The sequence below is a fragment of the Desulfoferrobacter suflitae genome (assembly GCF_022603395.1).
GTDB lineage: Bacteria > Desulfobacterota > Syntrophobacteria > Syntrophobacterales > Syntrophobacteraceae > Desulfoferrobacter > Desulfoferrobacter suflitae.
The window spans coordinates 82206-105434 of sequence record NZ_JAIBKA010000014.1; the positions used below are offsets into that span (position 1 = coordinate 82206).

General features: G+C 55.5%; 9 protein-coding genes. 6 read left to right on the forward strand and 3 right to left on the reverse strand.

From position 1 onward, the window contains the following. Positions 1 to 104 precede the first annotated feature (104 nt). Together K1V27_RS20140 and K1V27_RS20145 are read right to left on the reverse strand one after the other, a co-directional pair. A complete protein-coding gene (locus tag K1V27_RS20140) occupies positions 105 to 1517 on the reverse strand; it encodes a sensor histidine kinase (protein ID WP_258931898.1) in 1413 nt (470 codons plus the stop codon). A gap of 3 nt (positions 1518 to 1520) precedes the next feature. Next, entirely contained in the window at positions 1521 to 2192 is a 672-nt protein-coding gene (locus K1V27_RS20145; RefSeq protein ID WP_258931900.1) for a winged helix-turn-helix domain-containing protein, read from the reverse strand. A 373-nt stretch (positions 2193 to 2565) separates the two neighbouring features. On the opposite strand from K1V27_RS20145, the gene K1V27_RS20150 reads away from it, so the two are divergent. Then, complete coding sequence (locus K1V27_RS20150; protein WP_258931902.1) at positions 2566 to 3096, forward strand: dihydrofolate reductase family protein; 531 nt, start codon at positions 2566 to 2568, stop codon at positions 3094 to 3096. Between the two features lie 84 nt (positions 3097 to 3180). Further along, positions 3181 to 3876, forward strand: coding sequence for a DUF166 family (seleno)protein DfsP (gene dfsP / locus K1V27_RS20155; protein WP_309574033.1), 696 nt, complete (start codon positions 3181 to 3183; stop codon positions 3874 to 3876). Positions 3877 to 3944: 68 nt separating this feature from the next. Here dfsP and K1V27_RS20160 read toward each other — a convergent pair whose 3' ends face one another. After that, complete coding sequence (locus tag K1V27_RS20160; RefSeq protein ID WP_258931905.1) at positions 3945 to 5894, reverse strand: esterase/lipase family protein; 1950 nt, start codon at positions 5892 to 5894, stop codon at positions 3945 to 3947. Between the two features lie 481 nt (positions 5895 to 6375). On the opposite strand from K1V27_RS20160, the gene K1V27_RS20165 reads away from it, so the two are divergent. The 4 genes from K1V27_RS20165 (at position 6376) to K1V27_RS20180 (ending at position 22764) form a co-directional block, all read left to right on the forward strand. Continuing rightward, positions 6376 to 6810 (forward strand): hypothetical protein, encoded by a 435-nt coding sequence (locus K1V27_RS20165; protein ID WP_258931906.1) that lies wholly within the window; start codon positions 6376 to 6378, stop codon positions 6808 to 6810. A 588-nt stretch (positions 6811 to 7398) separates the two neighbouring features. After that, positions 7399 to 13728, forward strand: a complete 6330-nt coding sequence (locus K1V27_RS20170; RefSeq protein WP_258931912.1) for a hypothetical protein — start codon at positions 7399 to 7401, stop codon at positions 13726 to 13728. 92 nt (positions 13729 to 13820) lie between these two features. Further along, entirely contained in the window at positions 13821 to 19022 is a 5202-nt protein-coding gene (locus tag K1V27_RS20175; RefSeq protein WP_258931917.1) for a (Fe-S)-binding protein, read from the forward strand. Positions 19023 to 19035: 13 nt separating this feature from the next. Further along, positions 19036 to 22764: an NAD(P)H-dependent oxidoreductase subunit E gene (locus tag K1V27_RS20180; protein ID WP_258931921.1), complete on the forward strand. Its 3729-nt coding sequence runs from the start codon at positions 19036 to 19038 to the stop codon at positions 22762 to 22764. Positions 22765 to 23229 lie beyond the last annotated feature (465 nt).

Below are 23229 nucleotides of genomic sequence, written 5' to 3' on the forward strand. Positions count from 1 at the left end.
TGTGCGTTCTTATGACCTGCATGCTTGTCGACAGTGTTGGCGTAACTATAGGAAGGAAAGATTAGAAGAAGATTAGAGGGAAATTAAAATTTTCTAATGGAAGTTTATTTGAGATGATTCTGCCCCGTGGGCAGAACAATGCGCAAGGTGCTTCCCTTTCCCGGCGCACTGTCAATTTCGATTCGACCTTGATGGGCCAGAGCGATGGAGCGCGCAATCGATAAACCCAACCCGGCACCTTTTTCCGGCAACGCATCGAGGGTGCGATAAAACGGTTGAAAGACTTGTTCGTGTTCTTCTTCAGGAATTCCGCCGCCGGTATCAGAAACTTCCACAACCGCACAATCATTCGCCTGCCTCAATGAGACCGCAACCCGGCCGCCGTCACCCGTATACTTGACACCGTTTTCGATAACGTTGACCAGCAACTGTCTCAGGCGCTCCCGATCTCCCTGCACGCTCACACAATCCGGGCGATCCAGCAGCAGATCCACTGATTTTGATTCGGCCAAGACTCTAAGCCGCCAGTAAACCTCTTCAACCAGTGCAGCCAGGTCAATCTGCCGCCGATCAAATTTCAACACGCCGGCCTCCGCACGCGACAGCATCAACATGCCGTCGACCAGTTGAGAGAGCTTATCAATCTCTTCCAGCGAACTTCGTATGATCTGTTGATACTCATCGGGGCTCCTCGAGGAGCGAAGTGCGACCTCCAGTTCACCCCTGAGTATTGTCAACGGGGTCTGCAGTTCGTGCGATGCGCTGGCGCTGAACTGCCGCACCTGGCTGAAAGCCGCGTCCAATCGCGCGAGCATTTGATTGAAGGTCTTTGCCAGCCGGTCCAGTTCATCGCCGGCGTGGGTTTCCTCCACGCGCTCGGTGAGGTGCTCGGCACTGATCCGGCTGGCCGCTTTGGTCATACGATCCACCGGCTGCAATGCCCTCCTCACCAGAAACCACCCGCCTGCGGCGGCTACCAGCAGAACCGCGGGAAGCAGCACCGCCATCACGAGCAGATAGCGAATGAGAGTCTTTTGCAGGTTTTCCAGCGGCATTCCCACCTGGATGATGTTGGTCAGGCGCTTGCCCTGCATGACCGGCATGGTCAATAGTCGCACCGGATAGTGGTATGGGCCCTGAACAGATTCGAAGGTGGGCAGTCCGCGCGCCGCATTGTTGAGAGCATTGTTGCTGAGGGGCAGTGTTTCCGAAGCCTGATTGAACTGTGTAGAAGCCCTGTTTCCAAGAGGGCTGAGCATGCGAAAGTATCTGTGAACCGGTGAAAAACCAAAAAAGCGGCGAAAGATTTCATCGACCTCGCCCGCAAAGGACGCTCCCGGTTCTCTGGCCGCCCTTTCGGCCAGGACTCTGGCGACGCTGGTCAAGGTGTTGTCCATCTCCTGGTTGAGGCTGTAGGAGAGCAGCTGATAGGCGGCGCCCCCGAGGATGACGAAGGCGACGGTGAGCAGCCCGACATACCAGGCTGTGAGGCGATTTCTAATGGTTTTAAAAAGCAAGCTCTACTCCGCCTTCAACACGTAGCCGACGCCGCGCACCGTGTGAATCAGTTTCGGTCGCGCGCCGGCATCAATTTTCTTGCGCAGGTAGTTCACATAGACGTCGATAACGTTCGTCATCGAGTCGAAATCATAGTCCCACACGTGTTCGGCGATCATGGTCCTGGTCAGGACGCGACCGGGGTTGCGCATGAAGTAATGGAGCAGGCCGAACTCTTTGGCGGTCAGTTCAATCTGCCGATCACCCCGCTGCACCACTCGCTGCACGGGATCGACCGTTAAGTCTGCAATTCTGAGGAGCGCCTCCTTGTTTTCGCTCTGCCGTCTGAGGAGCGCTCTGGTTCTGGCAAGAAGTTCCTGAAAGGCAAACGGTTTGGTCAAGTAATCATCAGCTCCCGAATCCAGACCCAGGACTTTGTCCTCGATGGTCGCCCTCACGGTCAACAGCAACACCGGCGTGGTTACCCTCTGGCGGCGCATCTCCTGCAACACCTGCAGTCCGTTTCTCCGGGGAAGATGAATGTCGAGCAGCACCAGATCGTGCACCCCGTCCAGAGCCATATGCAGCCCCATTTCTCCGTCGAATGCCACATCCACCGCGTAGCCCTCTTCTTCCAATCCCTTTTTCACGAAGTTGGCCACCTTTTTTTCGTCTTCCACAACAAGTATTCGCATCACAACCATATCCAGTCCAGGAGGCTGGACTGCAGCAACGAGGTGAGCTCGATTGTCCGACCTGCTCCGTCAGGCGCTGGGGGCTATTCCTCCATACCGCAAGTGATTCCCCTGATTGTGGCGTCTCCAACAACCCTTTGCGCTGTTGCCGAGCACGTTCACGAGCGGCGTTCTTGCTCACGGCGAGATGCAATGTGACCCATCCATTTCACCATCCACCATTTTCCGTGTATGATTCGTGGGGATAACCTTGCGGTCCGCGCAACCAAAAACCATTATACTGAATAGAGCGGACAAGGCAAATCGGTTGATGCTCGCCGATTGAGGGCAAACCACGCCGGACGGTTTCACCGTCGCACAAATGAGGCACAGTATGAAGGTGACCCTGGTAATGGCCCTGACTCTGGATGGAAAGATCGGGAAAACCCCGGATCATTTCCCCGACTGGACGGGCAAAGAAGATAAGAAATTTTTCGCTGCGCTCAGCAGAAAGGCGGGAGTGGTCATCATGGGCTCGAAGACGTTCGATACCTTTGGGACTCCGTTGCCGGGCCGCGTCAATGTCGTCATGACCCGTGACTCCAGCAGAGTGTCACGAGACAGCAACCTGTGGTTCACCCAGGAAGGGCCGGAAGAAATTCTCAGAACCCTGGAGCAACAAGGCTATTCAGAAGTTGTTCTGGCGGGTGGATCCCTGGTCAATACACTCTTTGCCAGAGAAGGTTTCATCGACGAGATCATTGTCACCATTTCCCCTGTTATTTTCGGCCGGGGCGTTTCGTTGTTCTCCGACGACGTCTCACTGATTCTGAAATTACAGGCAATGGAAAGGATCGGTGAAGATCTGGTGTGCTTAAAATACACTGTAATCAAGGAAGCAAACAGATGGAGATCACCGTTATGATGTCCGTGGACCCATTTGCTGCGGCGGGAATCAGATCACATCGAGGAACAATCGGTACCATTGCTGACAGATGAAGGACTATTGATGCTTAAGTGTGGAAGAATTGAAGAAGTTGCCGGTTCGGACAACCATCTGACGGAAACTGTTCGTCAAAAGATCATTGTTTTTCAACAAAACGGCAGCGGAGAAAAAAAGATTCAAGGATTGACAAGGTACGGTGTCGGGCTGTTTGACTTGCACGTTATGTCCATCGACGCTCCTTTGCCCGCCGTCCTTGATGAGACGGAAGAATATCTCCCGACCAGCCTTGAGGCTGATCTGGTGCTCGATTTCCTCGTGCACCCGGATTTGTCGCATGATCTGGCAAGGCTGTGCGAGGCTTTGAACATTCCAATTGTTGCTTCGGGGAAGAAGCATCGTGTCAAATGGGCGGTTACGCCCCCCACCTGATGCGGCCTCTCCAGGCAGGTCTGCCTGGGAATCTACGGTGAAAAATTCGGCGCACCGGAGTATGCCGTACACATCGCAGACGGCAAAATCGCCCGCGTTAAAGTATTGCGAGGAGCCCCCTGCGGCGCCAGTTGGGAAGCCGCAGCAAGAATCATCGGATGGCCCGTAGATGAGGCGGCGACGCGTATCGGTTTGGAAACCCAATATTTTTGCTCGGCGGATCCGGCCGGCTGGGACCCGCTGTACGGCAAGAGCCCGGTCCATTTCGCCGGAGAGGTTCACAAAACCGCTTTGCTGCGCGCCATGGCCGAATTTGGTCAAGCTTGTTAACGGCAAAGGCCAGCATTTCAACCGCAAATGAACCCAGATGAACGCAGATTGGATAAGGCTATCTGTGCTCATCGGCTTCGCTCGGACAAGCGCCCGCGCTTTCCTTGCAGTTGTTCCAAGAGAATGCGTCGCACTTCTGCAATGGTGTGGGGATGCCCCTGGCAGGAATGGGCCGAACGAACCACGTGCTCTGATTCGACATCTGCCAGATGGGCGCTCTGATAGGCCACAACGCCGTCATGGCCATGGTCCACCGGCATTCCTTCTTTGACGGCAATGATGGAGTGAGCCGAAACGCCTGGAGCGATGGGCAGTTCCGCCAGGATTTTGAGGAAGGCATTGCCCGGGGTCATATCGCCCACGCTGGTGGGTATTCTGCCGGTTGAGATAAACGCCAGGCTATGCTGCTGCAGAAGGTCCGCCAGGCCCAACAAAATGTTGGTGGGTAGCTTGATGAACCGCGTAATCCATTGACTCGGACGCCATCCCGCGATGAAGCTTCCCCGGTGGGGAGTTGCAATAAAAATCACACTACGAACGAAGGGAAGAGGTTTTACGAAAAGGCTCTTACGCAGCAGGGTGCGCGTGCTCTCCCGAAGATCGAGCTCATCCATAGGCTTTTTGCTGATAAGATTCCAGAGCTTGTCGCCGCTGTCGACGACCGTCATTTTGGTCAGCAGCCCCCCCTGGCTGTGGCCCATGACGACCATTCGGTGCAGGGCGGGATCTTCGCCCCGCGGATCGAATTCTTTGACCGCCTGCGTGAGTGACTCCCGCAGTAAGGAGGCCGAGTAGGCGATCGGGTTTCCCGTATCGTAGCCGAAAAACCAGAACTGAAAGTGTTGCTGAATGATCGGGTCGTTTTGCAGTTCATTGACCATTTCAGCCCAGCGGCCGGGACTGGAAGCCGTACCGTGTACCATCACCACCGGTATCAATCCTCGTTGGTGAGGTCGCAGTGCGCGCAGCTGGGAGCTCCCCTTCATGTTCAGTATGCTTCTGAAGAACCCCACCAACTCCATCTGCCATACCGGAGATTCGGCCAACATCGCTGCCAGAGAGGCAGTCGATTCCACCTCCAAAGGCACTTTACGGCTGCCGATGTCAACCGACTTGGGAACGGATACATCGTAAATCTCAAGAATCCCGTGCAACTTTTTCCCGGTGATTTGCTTTCTCGGCTCGGGGATACGCAACAGGGCCGTGATCGGCACCTGCACATCATCTGCAATGAGCTCCGACGCGCCGGCCTGCCTGCTGAAAGACGCCGCTCTGGCCGATAGAGGCGCTCCAATTCCCGACCAGCGATAACGATTCGTCAACCCGCGCACCTGAAGCTCGGCAACCGGTTGAAAATACACCAGGACCCTGTTGTTCCAGAAAAGACTTGATGAATCAAATTTGATTTCAATACAGCCGAAGGGAAGGTAGAAGCTGCCCCCTCGAAGAGCCACCGTCGATCCCGTATCGGTCTTGAAAGCCGAGGTGATGCTCCTGTTATAAATGTCGCAGGCCAGGCGAAAACGGGGATCGTAGGGACTGGGTTCTTCCTCCTGGTTTTCCGGGAAAAGGAATGCATACGCATAGATGGCTGAAGCGAGGTAGAATTCCCTGTTGGCGGAACTTTCCGCATGCAGAAAGCAGGTCTCTACAAGGGCTGAAAGATCATCTGCATTGCCGCCCGCGACATATAGGGCATGAAGCTGCGCGATAGCTTCACCCGGGTCCTGCTTGAACAGCGTGGTGAGACTTCTCCGATTGAGGACAACCCGGGTTTGCTCACTGAGCTCACCCGAGGATAGCACATTGCCGGTCAGCTCCCGATGAACGGTTTGCGGATCCACCTGTTTGACGCCTACCGGTGTTGCGCATCCCGGGAGAATCAAAAACGCGAGGACCAGCCACCCGTAAAAGAGACTCCATGCAGCCCACCTCGACGATCGAGCCGGGAGTTCCGAGAGCTCATTCTCGTCATCGAAGATGCTGCCCAATGTTGCCGTGATCTGTGCTGTGCTCATATCCTCAATCCACCCAATGAAACATTTGCGAATAGAGCCTGGGAGGCGCTTTGGCGCCAGCAAAGCTGTCGATTAAACTTGCAACACCGCATAGCCACAGTGTATAGTCCGATCATCGCCTAAAGGCGAGGGATTTCCACCCCTCTCACACAGCGCCGTTAATCCTGGCTCCAGCGGACCGCGTGAAGTGGTTATCTCCTTCAGATTTTTGCAGCCGGGCACGCAGCGCGGCCGGCAACCATGCAGCGCAGTAGGGCGCCATGGTGTTGAGAGCTGACAAGCATCGGGCGAAAGGACGGAGAAGACAGAAATGCGCAATCGGAATCCATCACTTGCAAGAATGCTGCTGGCAGGGACTGTTTTGTTGTCAAGCATGTGCTTCTGCTTCATGGTCTGTCCCCCTCAAACGACTGCTGACGACGATAGCCACAAAGGCAGACCGGTTGACTGGAATACGCTTTTCGGCTCTGAGCATGGCAAAATGAAAGGTGACAAGGGAAACGAATTCACAGGGGAGTCTGCCGCCTGGACATTTGCCGCCGCGAACCTTCCGGTTCTGCTCAGCCTGCTGATAAAAGCCCTCACCCACAACAACGCCGTGTCGGTAAACCTGCAGGAGCGGCTCAAGAGACTCAACCGAGCTCAAAAAAAGTACCTGATGCCCTTCCATTACATTCTCAACCCTTTGGCGCTGCTTCTGGCCTGCATCCATTTCAGCCTGTCCCGCTGCAGATCCAGCTCTCTACCGGAATGGGGCTTGGTGATTATGGCCGCACTGGCTCTCATCGGAGTCCTGATGAAATTCAAAATGAGTCCCAAAAGGATACGAAAAACTGTTTACCAAATCCATACGAACCCTCTGCCCTTCGGCCTGCTCGTCATCATGTTGCTGGTTGGGCACAGCATCGTAGATTGAAGCGGGATCGCTCATATCGAGACCCCGAGCACTTCCTCACTTTGTGAAATTTATTTTCTTGACTCACCAATACACATTGTTTTTTGCTAGAGATACCGGCATCGAGAAGGACGGCACCGATTACCATCGGTTGCCTGAAGTCTCGCGGATCACTTCTTGGTGATCATCCACAATACATCTTGTTCTGGCCTGATCCAACGGTTTTGCATCCCTGTTGAACCAGAATTTTGATTGAAAATGAACTCGGCATGTCCAGCACAAACATCTCCATCCTGTTCGGCGGAGCCCGTTGTTGACTTCATTGGTTCACCCGTAACCAGGCGGGTTTGCTGCGCGCGCGAGGATATTGCGTTTTTTCAGGTCGAAGCTCGTTCGATCCGGCCCGTTCGCCCGGGTCGGTTGGGCAACAGCCGATTATTCCCACGGAAAATGGATCAGCTTTGGGCAACCAATTAAAGGATTGTTAACATGAGGTCATCCCTACCGAACTGGATTCATGCATTCGCCGGCAGTATTCTACACAGACGACCCCATGAGGCGCCCGCGCCGAAATTCACCTGGAGCCTCGTGGAAGATCCTGCTTCGGACATGCATTTAATTGAAATTTCTCATCAGATATTTCGGATTGTGCGCTCGGAATCGCTGGGCTGGGGATTCTCACTCGGTCTTCTGGGCGCTCACTACGAAAAGTACTGCCAAGAGCGGTCATGGCCTGAGCCTTTGCGCCAGGTCGTGCAGAGAGAGTATGGAAAAGGCAGTTATTACACGCTGACTTTCGGCCATCCCGACATCCCGGCATCGCCGTTCACCTTTGCGACCCTTCTGCAGGACCGAACAGGGAACCTGCATCTGATCGAAATGACCGATGAAGAAGACGAGGCCGGTTGGGGATTTTTCACGATGGCGGCGCAGCTGCTGACGGAGAGAGTAGACGACCCGGCACGTTTTGACGACTTTGGCGACTTTCTCACGCTGGGAGCCCCGTCCATTGTACAGAGGCACAGTACCGAACGACTGACAAAACACATCTCCAAGAAGGTCGTTTACGACCGCAGACTTTGCACCCATTGTCTGCGCTGCACAACGGTGTGCAACGAAATGCGCGCCATCGTAACGGACAAGGGGGCCCAGCTGCTGGGACCGAGTGAAGACTTCTGCACCAATTGCGGACTGTGCCAGAAGAGGTGTTCATTTCTTGCCGCACGGCCCAAAGAAGAGCTGGAAAAATCCAGCGATCGCCGAAGACCGGGTATCAATGAAGGAGGCCCGGCCATTCATTTGTACGGCAAACCTGCCGAAAACTATCTGAACTTGCTGAAAAACGGCAATGGTCATAAGGATGCGCAATTCCCCTATGACACAAGACCACGCCTGAAAGTCCCGCAGGAATTGTCGAACACAAGCCGCTCCCTGCCCGTTGAAGAACAGATCCAGCTTGACCCGCCCGCACGAGGGGCTTTCCCGGACAGGCGACCACTGTTGGCCACCGCGGTTCGCTGCAAACGCAGGGAAAATCGTGTGGTGCTCCTGCGTTCCCTGCTGCGCGCGGCTTTAGTGCTGCAAACCCAAAGTGGCAGAGTCGAGCTGGATATGGCTCGAACCGCCATGAAGCTCGGGCTCGACGTCGCTGCTGTGGCTCCCTCGGGCCATGGAGACACGCTCTTTCCCGTCAATGAGACCAGTAGATTATTTCATGCATTGGGACGTCCCGCAACCATCGGTCAGTCTTTGGTAGATCTCTGGGAAGAAGGACAAATCGATCTTTTTCTGGCACCTTACGCGGACCGGATTCCCGTAGAGCTCCATCAGTTAATCATCGAGCACACCGGCCGGCAGGGGCAAATCCTGTCGCCCCACATTCCGCAAGGATTCCCTTTGGCAAGAAATCCACTGCTGACAGATCTGGGGCCTGAGTTTTTCAAGATTTTCACCAGCCACCCGGAGCTCATGCATGCCGAAGCCGATCAGGCCCGGCAACTGCTGCAGGATATTCCACGCAATCATGCCCTCATCCATGCCCGCTACCGCAACCTGGCCTTTGCCAGCGGGCACAGTGCCTGTCCCAGCTGCGCCGAAGCGCAAGTCCTGGCGATACCGGTCTATATGGCCATGGCCATGAGCCTCGCCCGAAAAGAGCTACCCCGGGTCTATTTTACCTGTGAAACCGGATGTATGAGCGAAACGCTCAACAAAGTCAATGAGGTGGCACAGAAGGTGCCCGGCGGCCGTACTGTGTTCGGCGGTGGCTTTGCCCTGGGGGAAGCCCTCACCATGGCCCAGGATCACGCCGTGCGCATGGGGTATCTCAACAAAGGCAGACGCTATGTGGTCAGTCAGGGAGGCGACGGCGGCGCCGTTATCGGCCTTCCCGCATGGCTGAACGCCCTGCGACAGCAGGCATATATGATTTCCCAACGCCATCCCAATGTCCTCCATTTCATCAACATTACCGATACGCAGGTGTATTCCAATACCGGAGGAGAGAGCTCCGCCACCTCCCTTCTGGGTATGGGCACTTTGACCACACCGGTCGGCAAATTTCTGATTGGAAACCAGAAGATTCAGTGGAACCTCATCAACCTCGCCTGCGAATTTCCCGGTATTCTGGTCGGCTCCGGCCACAGTGCAAATCGTACAGCCATGCAGCAGTTCTGGCAACTGGCCGATCAACTGGGGCAGTCGGCAATCCGCTGGGACATCACTCCATGCCCGGAAACCGGCAAATTTTTCGGTGAAGACCCCGACGACCTGGCAGAGATCATGGCTCATGCCGGCATGCTTCCGGAAATTGTTTTTGTGGGCCGTTTTAGAAAACGCATCACTCCTTATCATCCTGAAGAACGCGACAAGCCGTATGCCCAATGGAGCCGTACGCCCAAACCCATCACCTACTGGCTACAGCGCGATCCGCGCTATCGGGCCCTGTTTCGCAAAAATCCCCGCACAGGCAAGCTGGAACCGAGCAACCTGACAGCCCATTATCTGATCATGCAACTGGAAAGTTACCGCGATCAACTCAACTGGCAAATCGATCTGGAAACTCATCTGGTGTGCCAGGCGGAAGAGTGGGCGGCATCCCTGATGTCTGAACTCAAAGAGGCATGGAAGCATTACCGGTACCGCCTGGAACAATTCCCGTATGCGATGCTTTTCAACCAATCCGGAGATCTCAAGCCTGAATACGCCGTCTCCCTCGAGATGGAGCTGGTGCGCCGCATCATGGGTTGGGACCAGCTGGCACGATACCTGGCAACACGGGAAATAACAGCGCAAAAACGGCAAAGCCAACTCGAGGAATTCATTGCCCGTCTGGGAGAACTTGAGAGGATCGCTCCCCCGAACGCGAATGAACTTCCCGCGCACGATTCAGGCAGCGGCAAGGTGGCTCAAATACTAACCGCCATCGAAGCGTTGCAGCAAGGTCTTCAGGAGCAGCTCGGCAAACTCAAGAAAGTTGCTGAAACCACAATCAAAAGTGATCCCATAGAAGATGAATTGTTCCACACCGCCGGAGAAAATGACCACACCCCTTTCGAGACGAGGAGAAAGAGTCTCTATGCTCTCCTGGATCGTATCATCGAGGAACGCAGCATAGCCAGACAGATGGAGCTGCAACAGTTCCGGCTGGCGCAGCAACTGAAGCAGGATTTTTTAAAAAGCGGTGGGCTGATCAAGGAGTCCCGGCAAAGCGCTGCGAGTGAAGAACGGGACAGAATATTCCAGCACATTGATCAACTTGGTCCTTTTTCGGTGGGAGTGGCAAGTCTGGCCGGCGACAGAGGAATCGCCATCAACCGAATCTTTGCCAACTTTTTCACGGCCAAAGGCGCCTGGGCTGGGATGGCCTGGCAGTTTGGCTCATCAAAACGTGGCACGCCGGTTCTTTCCGCCACTTTTGTCGACTCTAAACCGCTTCAGAGAAAAGACGCCATGTACACTTACCCGATGGCTGTCCTGCTGGTTACCAACTTCGAGGAAATGAAGAGACAGCCGGACCTGTTTTTCGGACAACTGCATCCCGATGGATTTCTCATCATCAACAGCAACAAGTCCGGTGAGGCTTTATGGCACGAACTGGCGGGCTTTTATCCGGAAGAAATCCGTGCTGCGGCGACCGCACTTCGTGAACGGTTGTCTTCCGGTACCAGACCGGAGCATGAGGCGATTCTCGAAGAGATTGCCCGGCTTCTGTGGAACAAAACCCACGGCTCCCTGAGCGAGGAACAGCGCCGACTGGCAGGAAAGGTCCTGGCCATGGGCGGTGTCCGAATGGTCACGGTGGACATGGATGGCATTATGCAGGAAGTCACCGGCACCTCCAAAGTGGTATCCAACCTGGTGGCCGTGGCCCCGATTTTCGAGGCCCTTCAGGAACTGGGATTCCCCTTTCGTTGGGAGCGCGACCTGCCTGTACTCACCCAGGGTTTTCCCGCGGCGGTGATCAACAACAAGAAATTGCTCAACCAATACTACCAGGCAATGGACATGGCCAAAGCCCGGGCCGGCATAAGAAGCGCTGCAGAGCAATCCGGGGAAAAGCTTCCTCAGGAAATGCCGACCGGCTTGTCAACGGAGCTCGACTCCCGACTGCTGGAAGAGGATCCGAGTCAATACCTGATGATCATGGGCGGCACTCTGGCCGGGATGGTACTGAGCCAAATAGCCACCGGCGAGCATCCTCTCTTCTACGTGGGGTTTCCCATCACTCCGGCCGGCAATCCATTCTACGCCATGGCCGAAGCCTTCGCCAACGGACACCCGTACATCGTTGTCGATGAGGTCAATCCGTCGGAGAAAGTCGCTGCTGAAAAATTGCTCGGCATCGCACGCAACGGTGGTTTTCTGCCCGTCACATTCACCGCTTCCCAGGGCTGGCGCCTGTTCACCGAGGTAATCCCGCAATTTGTCGGAGCCCGCCTGGAAGGGCTCTTCCTCATTGCCAAGCGCGCTCTGGCCGCTCCCAATCTGAACATCGAAGAGAGCCACACGGATTTCATGAGCTTCCGTGATGACGGCGGGATCATGCTCGCCCCCAAGGGCATTCAGGAATACGTGCCGACTCTGTACCTGGCACGCCTTCTCACCCATTTTGCCAAGATACCCGTCATCGTCGCCATCGGAGGCATCACTGACACGCATAAGATCGGGCTGGTGAAGGTTCCCTCCGATGAGCGGGTGCGTGCCTGGCTCAAAAAGGCGCTGAAAGATTTTGACTTCCTGGAACATAAGCTGATCAATGCCCAGGGAGAATTGATTGTGCACGGCCCCAGCGGCACTTCCGCCGTTTATCAGGAGACCCAGTCGGAACTCGAAAAGGCGCACCAGGCCGCAACCCGAGTTTACCCCTATGCAGTCCAGGCCGTTCGGGAACTGACCGGCATCCAGCTGGATGAGTTGGAAATCCAGTCCACTACACCGGCGGATCACATAGAGACCCTTTTCGTCCTGCAGGGATCGCTCTACCCCAATGCAGTTGAAGCTCTCCAGGAACTTGAAGGGCAGGGCTGGAGCGGAATGGGCTGTTTGTCCGTGCGCTGCTTCAACCCGTTTCCTGAAGGTAAACTGTTCCCATGGTTCGAAAAAGTGCAACGACTGGTGATCATGGATCGCTCCAACAGCTTCGGATCCATTCCGCCTCTCGCCTCACGCGTACTCACATCCCTCGCCCGGTTTGATTCATTCCGGGCAAACCCGGACAAAAAACGGATTCGAATACTGGTGGGCGGCTTGGGAGGCAGGGAAATCACGGTTCCGGAAATGCGGGAGATACTGCTTTCCACCCACTTGCTGTTTCACCCGCCTCAGGCGTGGGAAGTGCCTTTGATCCACAAGTGGCTTGCCGAGGATAAGCTGCTGCGGGCCATGCTGCAGGAGGCGGCAGCGCTGGATCTGCGCAACACCAACCGGCACACGCGGGTGCCCAAACACATGCGGCGGCCAAACGATGTGCAGCAGGAATATGAGGCACATGCAAACAGACTGGAAGGCTTCCTGGCAGCTAAAAACTATAGCATGTTACTGGCCAGCCATCATCAGGTTGAGTTCATTGGACCGAGGGAAATATTGCAGGAGACTGCCCTTTTGCAGCAGATCGTCCTGTACGTTGAAATGCGATTGGCAAGGCATGCCGTCCAAAACCAGCTGGCAGACTGGCGACACGCACTCATTCTTCTGCATTACAGCAATGATCCGCAGGACCATGAGAGTGCCCGAGCATTCCTGGAGGAGGACGGGCGAGTAGCAAGCGATGTGTCTCACACCCTGCTCATGCATCACGGAGTCTCTCCGCAAACAGCTGCTACGGCGCAGATCGAGGGTGCACAACCAGCACCTCCTCCCCATACGACCGTCGAATCGCCCGAATTTCAAAGGGAAATAGACATCCGGCCGGACCAGACACCCTTCCGGCAGACGTTTGAACCCGAGGAAAAGCTGCTCATTGAAACCATTTTAAAGCAAATGGTAACACTCCAGGGTGAACAGCCATTGTTCTACAACCCGGAAGATTATCAGCACCTGCTCATCAAACGACTGGAAAAGGAACCGCATTCAGCCCTTTATCAGTTGACCGAGCGCTGGTCGCCGGACCAGGTGGATGCCATTCTGTTCGATTTCAAAGCCTGCTATCGGGACGTCATTGACCGCACATTGCAGTGTGAAGTACTCGCCCAGCACTACGCTCCTGAACTGAGGGAATTGTTTGAAGGGGAAGGTTTGAGGAGGCTCCGGGAACTGGCGCGGAGATTGCGGGAACTGGCGCAGGAGGCACACGGAAAGGAGTTCGATAACACCGTCAGCCTCGAACTGGAGCGCTACCTTGTGGAGCGATGCCTGCCTGCGTACCCCAAAAATCCCTGCTTCTACCTGGAATATTATCGCACTTGGGTGCAACCCGCACTGCTGGGCTTCGCCCCTTAGCTTTTCAGGCTCTGTCATAGCGGCAGAACAGGCGGGGCAGCTCACTGAACTCGACAAGAACACCGACCCTGACGCAAGAAGAGGAAACCTTCATGATCGATGAGACTATCCGTTCAAAGCTATACGATCAATTGGACAGACAATATCCCATGCGCCCGAGCGGCAAACCGAAAAGCGCGCATGGCGCAATGGGGTCGAGAGAAGAACCCGTCGACTTTTCGGTGCAGTGGCAGAGCGAGGTGTTGGCCTGCAAGCAGCAACTCCTGGCGGAAATCCTCTTTCAGTTGCATACCCTGTTTGAGTTTTCGGTGGACGATGCAGAGGTCAAGCGTTTGGCTCGCGAAGCGCTTGAGAGCAACTTTGCCTTGGATGAGACATGCAGAACCAAAGGGGAATGCGACGTCTCCAGCTACGCATCCTGTTTGTTCCGTCGAGAGTGGTATGAGGCATCGTTACGCCTGCCGTTTACGGAGGCGCCGGGAAGAACCGACGCAGGTCATGGTATGTTTCATTTCTCGGAGGCTTCCCTGCCGGCTGCCCTGCTCTCGAGCCTGCAGCATCTGGAGAGAGCCGGTTTTTTTCAGAAGAGCCGGCAAGACATTACCGGCTGGACCAAACGCTTTCTGTTGATCGAAAGATACCACCGGCTGGACGCCATCGAGCACGAAGCCAGACTGGATCGCTACCGTCAACTGCACTCTCACATCATCCAGGGGGAGCCTTTGCGAAACCCGGAGGATCTGAGCATCTGGCTGGAGTTTCGGATGCTTGAGGAATCCGGCTTGTCCGATGGCGGCGCCGGCATGTTGAGTCACCAACTCGCTCAGGAGCTGGACGGTCACGTTTCCCCCGAATTGCTCGCAGAAGAATCGCTGCTGGCACCATCCCTTTACGTCCTGCTCAGATGCCATCAATACTGTCTGGCCGAAACGCTGACTGAAAGCGAACAGGGACGTATCGAAAAACTGTTTGCCACCCGACGGCTGGACAGCCTGTTGGATCTCATGCGCGTGGTGCTCAACAAGACCATGGGCGAACGCACGATACCCGAGGCCGGTGCTGTTCTGGATCGGCTTCAGTCGGAGGGATTTAACATCGAACATCAGGGATTTCGTGATCCGTATGAAGCGGATCTGGTTTCGCTGGATGAAGTGGAGCGATTCGAGAGAACTCCCCTGCCCCTTTTTTTTGATTTGGAAAGTCTCACGGGGCGCATCGAAAATGATCTGGCTTTCAGCCGGCAAATCTTGACTGACTGGCACAATCGCATCATAAGAGACATAGTCAGTGAGTGTGCAGCCTACTCACAGGCCGTAGTGCAACCGTTGCCCAGGAACCGCTATATCGCAAGACTGGTCCGGTTTGCCACCGGCTGGACCATGGCCGCTCTTCCCTGGCTTCCGCAAAAGCAACCTGAAAAACTCCACGAAACAGTCCTTGGGACTCTGCCCGATCAATGTTTACGACTCCTTGTTCGACCAAGGAAAGGCTATGAACTGAAATCGCGCAACGAGCTCAAGCAATGGATCGATCGAGAAATTCAGAGCCAGTGGGACGCGCTGCAACGCATTGCACAGAGCCGACGAATTCAGGGTTATCACGATTACACCCAGTTCACTCGCTACATTGTCTTTCAGTACCTGCGCAACGAATGCTCCAATAATCCAGCATCGCAGCTGAAGGAATCAGCTTCAGCCGTTTGCGAACGGGCAAGACCCGACTGGGTCGCAGATACTGGGAAAAAATGGGGGCTGAGCATCCAACAGGTTCATCCCCATGCCATAGAATCGGTTGAAGATTACTGTCGCGCGGTCATCCCCTCTGAGCATATTTTGCCGCAGCTCCAGCGGGCTTTTGAAACGACCGAAAACGACCTGCAGGAGGTCTACGGTTCGATGGTCAGCGAGTTCTACCCTGCGTTCTACACTCTGCTGGTGGGCTATGGCAGACACCGGGAAGACCTTTCGCGCATTGCGGCTTCGGTCGACCACATAGGTCCGATGATAAGAGTGCTGGCTCCTCCCCTGGATGCCCTTCAGGCCGTCACCCTCGATTCTTTAAAAAAAGACCTGGCACGGCGCGGCGCGTCACTGTATCGAGCCGCCCTGCGCCCCTGCCTTCTCAATGCAGCGGAATGGAAAGCGTATCTGGCGTGGGAAGCACACCGACGGTTGGGCGGTAACATCCCGTCGTTCCTGGACCATGGGGATCTGGATGTATTTCTGGCGGAGTTGGAAAACTGCGCCGCGCAGGTGGATCTGCCGCCGCACACACTCACCCATCAATCCGTCCAAGCAACGCTTTTGAGTCTCCTCAAGCCTGAGGAAACCACCTCAGCCATACCAGAAGATGCCCTGCAGAAAATTGTGCAACTGCTCCCTCAGCTGGATTGTGCCGCCTGCGGCCAGGTCGGCTGCCGGGAATTTGCCCGCAGTTTGCTGACCGATCGAGCGCAGCCCCAGCACTGCGTGCACCTGCAGAAACACGCTGTCTCTCACCTCGTGGGCCTTTTGCGCCAGTTCAAAGAGACGGCCGACAACGCCGGGGAGTCCGCCAATTGGCTCGAGATCCTTTCTGATCCCAACAAATGGCAAGCCTCGGCGGAAAAGGAGTTGTTCCGAAAAGTCTTTTCCAGCGAAACACAAAAAGCTCGCCATCTGTTGATGGCCAGGCTGAAAGAATTATGGCGCAATTTTCCCACTAAGCCGCAAATATTCAAGAACCCGAGCATGATGGAATTTCATGAGAGTCTCCGGGCTTTTATGGGTCCGGAGGCGGTTGAACGCCTGCATGATGATGAACGGGCGCACCTGATTGAACACGGTGAGGAAAGGCTCAAAGCCGAATGGCAGGCATTGAAGGATCGTCAGAACTGGTTGAACCTGCTGAATCGCAAACGTCAGAGTCGACCGCTTTTGCAAAGGAAAGATCCTTCCTGGGTTGCAGCAGATTTTTATAAAAACACTTTCTTCCTGCACCAGTTGTGTGCAAAAGACCGCCAACTGGTCCTGCAGCACCGATACGAGAGATCTCAGGATGGATTCAGTTATTGGTGGAATGAAGATCTTTTGAGCATGAACCTGCCCGACTTTTTCATCAGAGACTGGGAGGACTTTTCCAAGATCATCAAGAACGCCTACTGGCATCAGGAGTCTTCCCTTTCCGCGGGTCAGGCGCTGGCCACACTAAAAAATGAAGTCCTCCTGGAAGAGAGCTCCTCTCACATTGGCGAGGCTCTCCTGACCTACTGGCTGGATTCCGAAAGTCTCGCCATGGAAAGAATGCATGCCGGACTCACGCAATTGCGTGACCAGCCCGAAGACCATTTGATCGGGACCCTGGCACAATTGCGCGAACTCATCCCGGCGCTCGTCGATGAGTCAAAACTGGCGGAAGCCTCTACTGAAGAGCTAACCGTCGCGCTGTTTTCTCTACCCATCTCAACAGAGGAACAATTCCTGCTGGCAGGGGACAGAATCTGGAAACGTTTTCAGGAAGAAAACTTTCGTTTCTCCGTTGATTTCTGTTGCCTGTGGGAGCAACTCTCGGCGGAGGAGAAGAACTCTCTACGGGGTTTGCCCGGTGCCGATGATGGAAACGGCAGCGGGGTGAACACCGGCGGCGGCTCCGCATGGTACCTGAAGAACTGGCAGGAGCCGTTGCACAAACGTGTTGCCCTGATCCGTGCGGTGATTGTGACAGCCATCAAGGACAGATACCGGGAGGAGCTAGAATGCCGCTGGTTTGATCGACTCCTGGGCGATTCTTCTGCCAGGGCGAAGGAAGACGCTCAATTGCAACCGGCAGCAGCCGACCACGCCGGGGAAGATCGTCGGCCGGAAATCCCCTCTGCCTATTTCCGGCTGCTCATCCGACGCGGTCTCAGGGAGGGAAGGCACAAGGAGCAGCTTGCAGCGGAGATTCGTGAACTGCTTAGGGTCCATCCATACTTGAGGGAACGGCTGATAGAGGATGCCCTCTATCGCATCATTTTAACCTGTCAGCATCAATCGCTGAGCAAAGCCAGCCGGCTTCCACTGCTTTCTCGAAGCGCCCCGGGGGATGTGATGCACCCTTCGAAGGATCCCCATGAAGCGCCGAGGGAAGCTGATGAAAAGCAGACCCGCTCCAAGGAAAAGGCCGCCCTCGTAAAGATGCTCCCGGAGTTGAAATCGGTCATCGATCTCCTTCTGGAACGCCACAGAACCATGGATCGGGAACGACTCCTGCACTACCTTTTCCTGCTGGCCAAGATGGAGGGCAATCTGGATTCTTTGACCGCCCTCATGAGGGAAATCAGGGAAACCTCCGACATCATGGAGGCGGCATGGCTGCGCTTCACTCAGGAGCGCATACTGGAAGGTCCGGGACCCAAGGGCCTGCCCGGCACCTCACTGGGGATTACCTTGCTGGCTTCCCGCGTCAAGGACAAAGACGCCATCAATCGAGGGCTGCGCGACGGGGTGTCACGCAAGGAAAAGCGCGCCATTGCGGCGGCGGTTAACGAACTGACAAATTTCATACGTTTTCACGTGCTCCTCAACGAGGAACATAATGGGAACTTGCAGGGTCTTGTAGCCGATTTCAAGAATGCCGGCTACGATCTGGCGGGCATCCATGAACCTGCGTTGGAACTTGCCATCCAGCGCCAATGGGAAAGAAGAGAGCAACTCAAAGACAACAAGATTTGGATTTACACGACGGTGACGGCGCGCCGCCTGGCCGCTCAGGATCAGGAACTGCAAGAGGTGGAACGGGAATTCTATGGAATCCGATCCGACATTCTCAAAGATGACGTTTCGAGCAATGAACGCTGCCATGAAATTGCAAGCCGACGCGGTGTCGCACTGGGGAGAATCAAAGAAGAAATGTACCGACAGCTTTCGGATCTGCTCGAAAAGGAACGTATCGCCACTTTTCAGAGGCGAATCGAGCAGATCGTCGACCAACTGGATAACAAAAGGGAAGAAATTTACCGCAGTTGGTCCAACGGAAGCATCAATCGCCGGAGCGTTTTTTATACCCTGCGCCAATATCAGAAGAGGGAGGCCGACCCGAGCTTTGATGACTTCAGGTGCTTTCTGCGAGACCACTGGTTTGCTCCACTGGAGGAACTGCGTTCCTCTCAGCGCCCGGATCGCGATGCAAGGATCAAGGAGCTTGACAACCGTCTGCGTGCGCTGCTGAGAATTTCCTTGCTGGAATGGGAGGCCCAGGCGGAGCAGATGGCCGAAAGGGACCTGGACAACTGGGTGAGCGAGCAAATGGTGACTTTGGAATCACGCCTTGGTTGAGGAGGAATTGAGCATGGCTGAAATCAATCACACCCGAAACGCACTGGTGCTGCCTACTCCTCATATGAGTCCCGATGAGTGGATAGAGTTGCACGACAGGGCTCACGAATACTTCTGGGGCCCCGTCGATACCCGAATTCCCGGCTATTTGCCGCAACTTGCCCAGGCTGTGTGCACCATGCGGCTCAGCTTGAGTCAACTTCGACTGGCTTTCGAACAGCGCCCCGACAAATTTCATGCTTTTCGTGCAACCCTGCTGGGCAAAAAAAAAGGCCTGCACGGGCAAGATCCGCAGGGGCTTCTAGTCAGATTGTTCGACAGTCACCTGGCGCGGATTGATTGGCGTGAACAGGACGTTTTGGAGATGATACTGGAATTTTTGTCCGCCTCCGACGACCCAATTCTGGAAGAAGAGCTGCTGCAGTTCCAGACCCTGCGGGAGACAAACTGGGTCGATTACGAACGTACCGTTCGCGGATTGATTTCTGAAGCGCGCGCCAACCTGATGGGGCTCACCTATGCCCGTCACGCCATCAGAACAAACCAGACCGCCGCCAAGAAATTCGGTGCGGATTCCATGCCGTTGCTGATTCGCGGGCTGCTGCAGAGCATGGGTCTTGCGGGTGATGAAAACCAGGTTGGCCGCAATTTGGCGGATGATCCGGCGCAGTGTTGGGGTCAGCTCTATGAAAAAGCGCAGGAGTTGTGGACGGCCCACGGAATTCGGCTACCCCTCAAACCTTACGAGAAGGCGTCTTTGTTCCTGCTGGAAGCCCTTCCCATCGAGAACAAGGGGCATTCGAGCTTCGTCAGATACTTGATCGAACATGAAGAGGCCTATCGGAAATTGCTGGCCACGTGCTACGCACCTTCGGCCACGCAGCACGAACGACTGCAGCATGAAATGGAGCGCTACAATCGTTTGCCGGAGCATTCGACACGCAGAATATCCTACAGCGACGAGGAACAAGCGTGGTTTCTTTATGCGTTCATGTTACGTCCGGACGTCGTTGCCGCTATCGCTGAACGGGAACAGCACAAAGACATTTATCACGTCATTGCGGGTCTCGGTCCCAAGGCCAGGCTACCCCGGGTTCTCCAGGAGGTGCACAACATCTTCGGATATATCACGCCGGAATCCTTTCATAAGATCGTGCAAACCCTGGAGCTCGATCCGGTAGACGTCATTCGCGTCATCGCATCCTACAAACAATACAGTGCAGATCCCGGCGGCGATATCATCATCTACATCTGCAAGGGAACGGCTTGCTTTCTGCGCGGTCAACCGGATTTGTCGCGTCGCCTCGCCGCAGAGATTGCGGCTGAAGAGGGAGAAGTCGGGCGGCATGGCATTCAGTTCATTGAGATGGACTGTTTCGGGGTATGCCACCTGGCTCCCGTCATCAAAACGCGCGATGCTTTCCTGGGAAAACGCACTGCGGACGACATACCCAGGACTATCGAGCACCTCTTAAAAGGACCCCAATACGAAAACCGCATCATGTTCCTGAACCGGATCAAGGAACTGCTGGCGCCGGGGCATGAGAGCGATCTGCTGGAAGAAGTCCGCATATCCGCAATCGTTCGGAACAACGGACCTGCCCGGGTGGCGCTGGATACCTCACAAGATATCGATGTCACGGGATATTATTTGAAAATTGATGCCGCCGGGGAAGTCTATGCCTGTCGAAATGGCCGGCGCCATGCACTCGGACAGTTTGTCCCTCACAGCCTGGCCTTCAGCTATACGGCACCCGACGGGGTCGAACAAAACGGCTGCGTGATCCTCGACCAGGCGGCACAGATGGAAACCTTCATCAACTATCCCGCAGGATTCCTCGCCAGGGAACTGCAACAGAGCCTGAAGCCGCAGGCCAGAGTTGTCGACGGGTTTGTGCAGGCGGAGAGAACCGAGGGTCCGATGCGCATGGGGGTCTATAACGCCAATGCCGTTGCTGTCAGGCGGAAGGATGGGAGCTACAGGCTGATATGCCTCAGCGGACCCCCGAACCACGCGCCCCCAGTCGAAGACCAGGGGCTGGCTGACAGCCTGGTACAAGGAGATGATCACTCCTTCCTGAGAGATCAGGATCGCTTGGTGCTGGGTTTTGCCTCCACCGGATCACCCGGGGACGATATCGAATCCTATAGCGCCAATGGCGGGTACGCTTCAGTTTTCCGGGTACTGGGACTCACCTCGGAACCCGCATGGGAACCAAGAGACATTGTCATAGCGATCAGTGAGGCAAAGCTCCGGGGGCGCGGCGGCGCAGGCTTTCCCACTGGCCGCAAGTGGGACGCGGTACGGCTGGCAAAATGCGCAATTGACGAAAAAGACCCGAACAAGGATGACATCAAACTCATTGTGGCAAACGGCGATGAAGGGGACCCGGGAGCCTTCATGGACCGCACTCTCATTCAGGAACAGCCCCACCAGGTGATTGAAGGAATGCTGCTTGCCGCCCTTGCGGTGGATGCCCGCTATGGGGTCATCTACGTGCGCAAGGAATACGAAGATGCCGTGCGCCGCCTGGAACATGCCCTGTTTCAAGCGCGCCGCAAGGGTTTTTTGGGGAAAGACATCTTCGGCGTTTCGGGAAAACACTTTGATATCGATATTCGCCTTGGAGCGGGCGCCTTTGTCGCCGGGGAAAAACGGGCCATCATGCGGGCCATCGAGGGAGAAGCGGCAGAGCCCACCCTGGGCGCCATTTCCAACACCTTCAGGGGACTCTGGGGAAAGCCGACCCTGTTGAACAACGTGGAAACCTTCGCCAATGTTCCCCTCATTATCCAAAAAGGCGGCAGGTGGTACGCCAAACAAGGCACCGAGCGCAGCGGCGGCAGTAAAATTTTCTCCGTTGCCGGCATCGTCAAACATACCGGACTGGTGGAGGTGCGATTTGGACGTACACTGGATGATATCATTCGAATTTGCGGCGGCATTCAGGAGGGCAAACATTTGGCCGGGGTTCAGATAGGCGGTCCGTCGGGAGCCATTCTGTCACTCACGGGAGTGCGTTCCTACTTGTTGCACACGCCGCTCGATTTCGACAGCTTTGACAATGTGGGCGCGATGCTGGGGTCCGGCGGACTGGTCTTCATCGGTGAAGACGACGATGTGGTGCGATTGGCAAGGCATTTCACCGATTGGCTGTCGGAAGAATCCTGCGGGCAGTGCCCCGCCTGTCTGCAGGGGACGCTCTCCCTTGGAGCCACGTTGGACAGTATTCTTCAGGGAGAGGGGCTGAGCGACCACGTCCATGCTCTGTGGGCCAAGAGTGATGCGGTCAAGGCCGGAAGCCAGTGCGGCTTGGGGATGACCGCAGCCAATCCCGTCACCAGTGCCCTGCGCTTTTTTCCCCACGCCTTCCTCCACCATCTGCTGGTCAATGCACGTCTGGATCGGCTTGAATGTTTCAAGAGCCTCGAAGCCCTGCGTCTCCTCACACGCGAAAATATCGAGCAGATCAGCGGGCGAAAGAGGCAGACGGTCGGATACTCGTTTATCCTGAAAAAACATCTGTTCAAGCACCTGGTCACTGAATTGGAGAAACTCGATCAGTATCGGCCGCCTCACCAGCGCTGTGCACGGCGTTTTCTGGACCTGCTGCAGGTGCCGGTGCACGAAGTCGGGGCAAGGGATGTGAGCGCCGAATGCTCCACCGAACAACTGGAATATCATCGGCTCTACCTGCACGACCGCATCTTCGGCGCAACGGGTCATGAAGCAACCATCTGAACATAATGAGAGATTTGGCAACCCATGTGGGCATGGACACGTTCACTTGCAGGTCGTTGGTAGGTCACGGTGTGCACAGCATCCCCTGACAACACGATTGTGTCAGCCGTAGGTCAGGGTGTGCGCAGCACTCCCCGGCAGCACAACCCTGTCAGCGAGCTCCTTCCTGTCACACCCTGACCTGCGCCATGGCGGGTTTTCATTTTTTTCTGTCATTTTTTTGATGACAAACAGCTGCGGCTGTGTTAGCAGAGAGCACAAACGGTCACGGTTAGTGGATTGATCGTGTGGAGGAGTGTTAAAGTTTATGCATCGCATCAGGATCACGGATCTGTTGGCAGCATTGAATGCAGCAGCAGTGGCGGCGGCCGCCGCGGCGCGCAGGCCCGTGGTCCGGATGGGAATGGTATAGAGAACCGCACAGACTACCGACCATCTCAGGGCTGCGGGCCTTCCACCGCAGCC

Excerpts from the sequence above, each read along its gene's own strand:
- K1V27_RS20145 (WP_258931900.1), bottom strand. The coding sequence starts at position 2,192 with ATGCGAATACTTGTTGTGGAAGACGAAAAAAAGGTGGCCAACTTCGTG.
- K1V27_RS20150 (WP_258931902.1), top strand. The coding sequence starts at position 2,566 with ATGAAGGTGACCCTGGTAATGGCCCTGACTCTGGATGGAAAGATCGGG.
- K1V27_RS20160 (WP_258931905.1), bottom strand. The coding sequence starts at position 5,894 with ATGAGCACAGCACAGATCACGGCAACATTGGGCAGCATCTTCGATGAC.
- K1V27_RS20165 (WP_258931906.1), top strand. The coding sequence starts at position 6,376 with ATGAAAGGTGACAAGGGAAACGAATTCACAGGGGAGTCTGCCGCCTGG.
- K1V27_RS20170 (WP_258931912.1), top strand. The coding sequence starts at position 7,399 with ATGCATTTAATTGAAATTTCTCATCAGATATTTCGGATTGTGCGCTCG.
- K1V27_RS20175 (WP_258931917.1), top strand. The coding sequence starts at position 13,821 with ATGATCGATGAGACTATCCGTTCAAAGCTATACGATCAATTGGACAGA.
- K1V27_RS20180 (WP_258931921.1), top strand. The coding sequence starts at position 19,036 with ATGGCTGAAATCAATCACACCCGAAACGCACTGGTGCTGCCTACTCCT.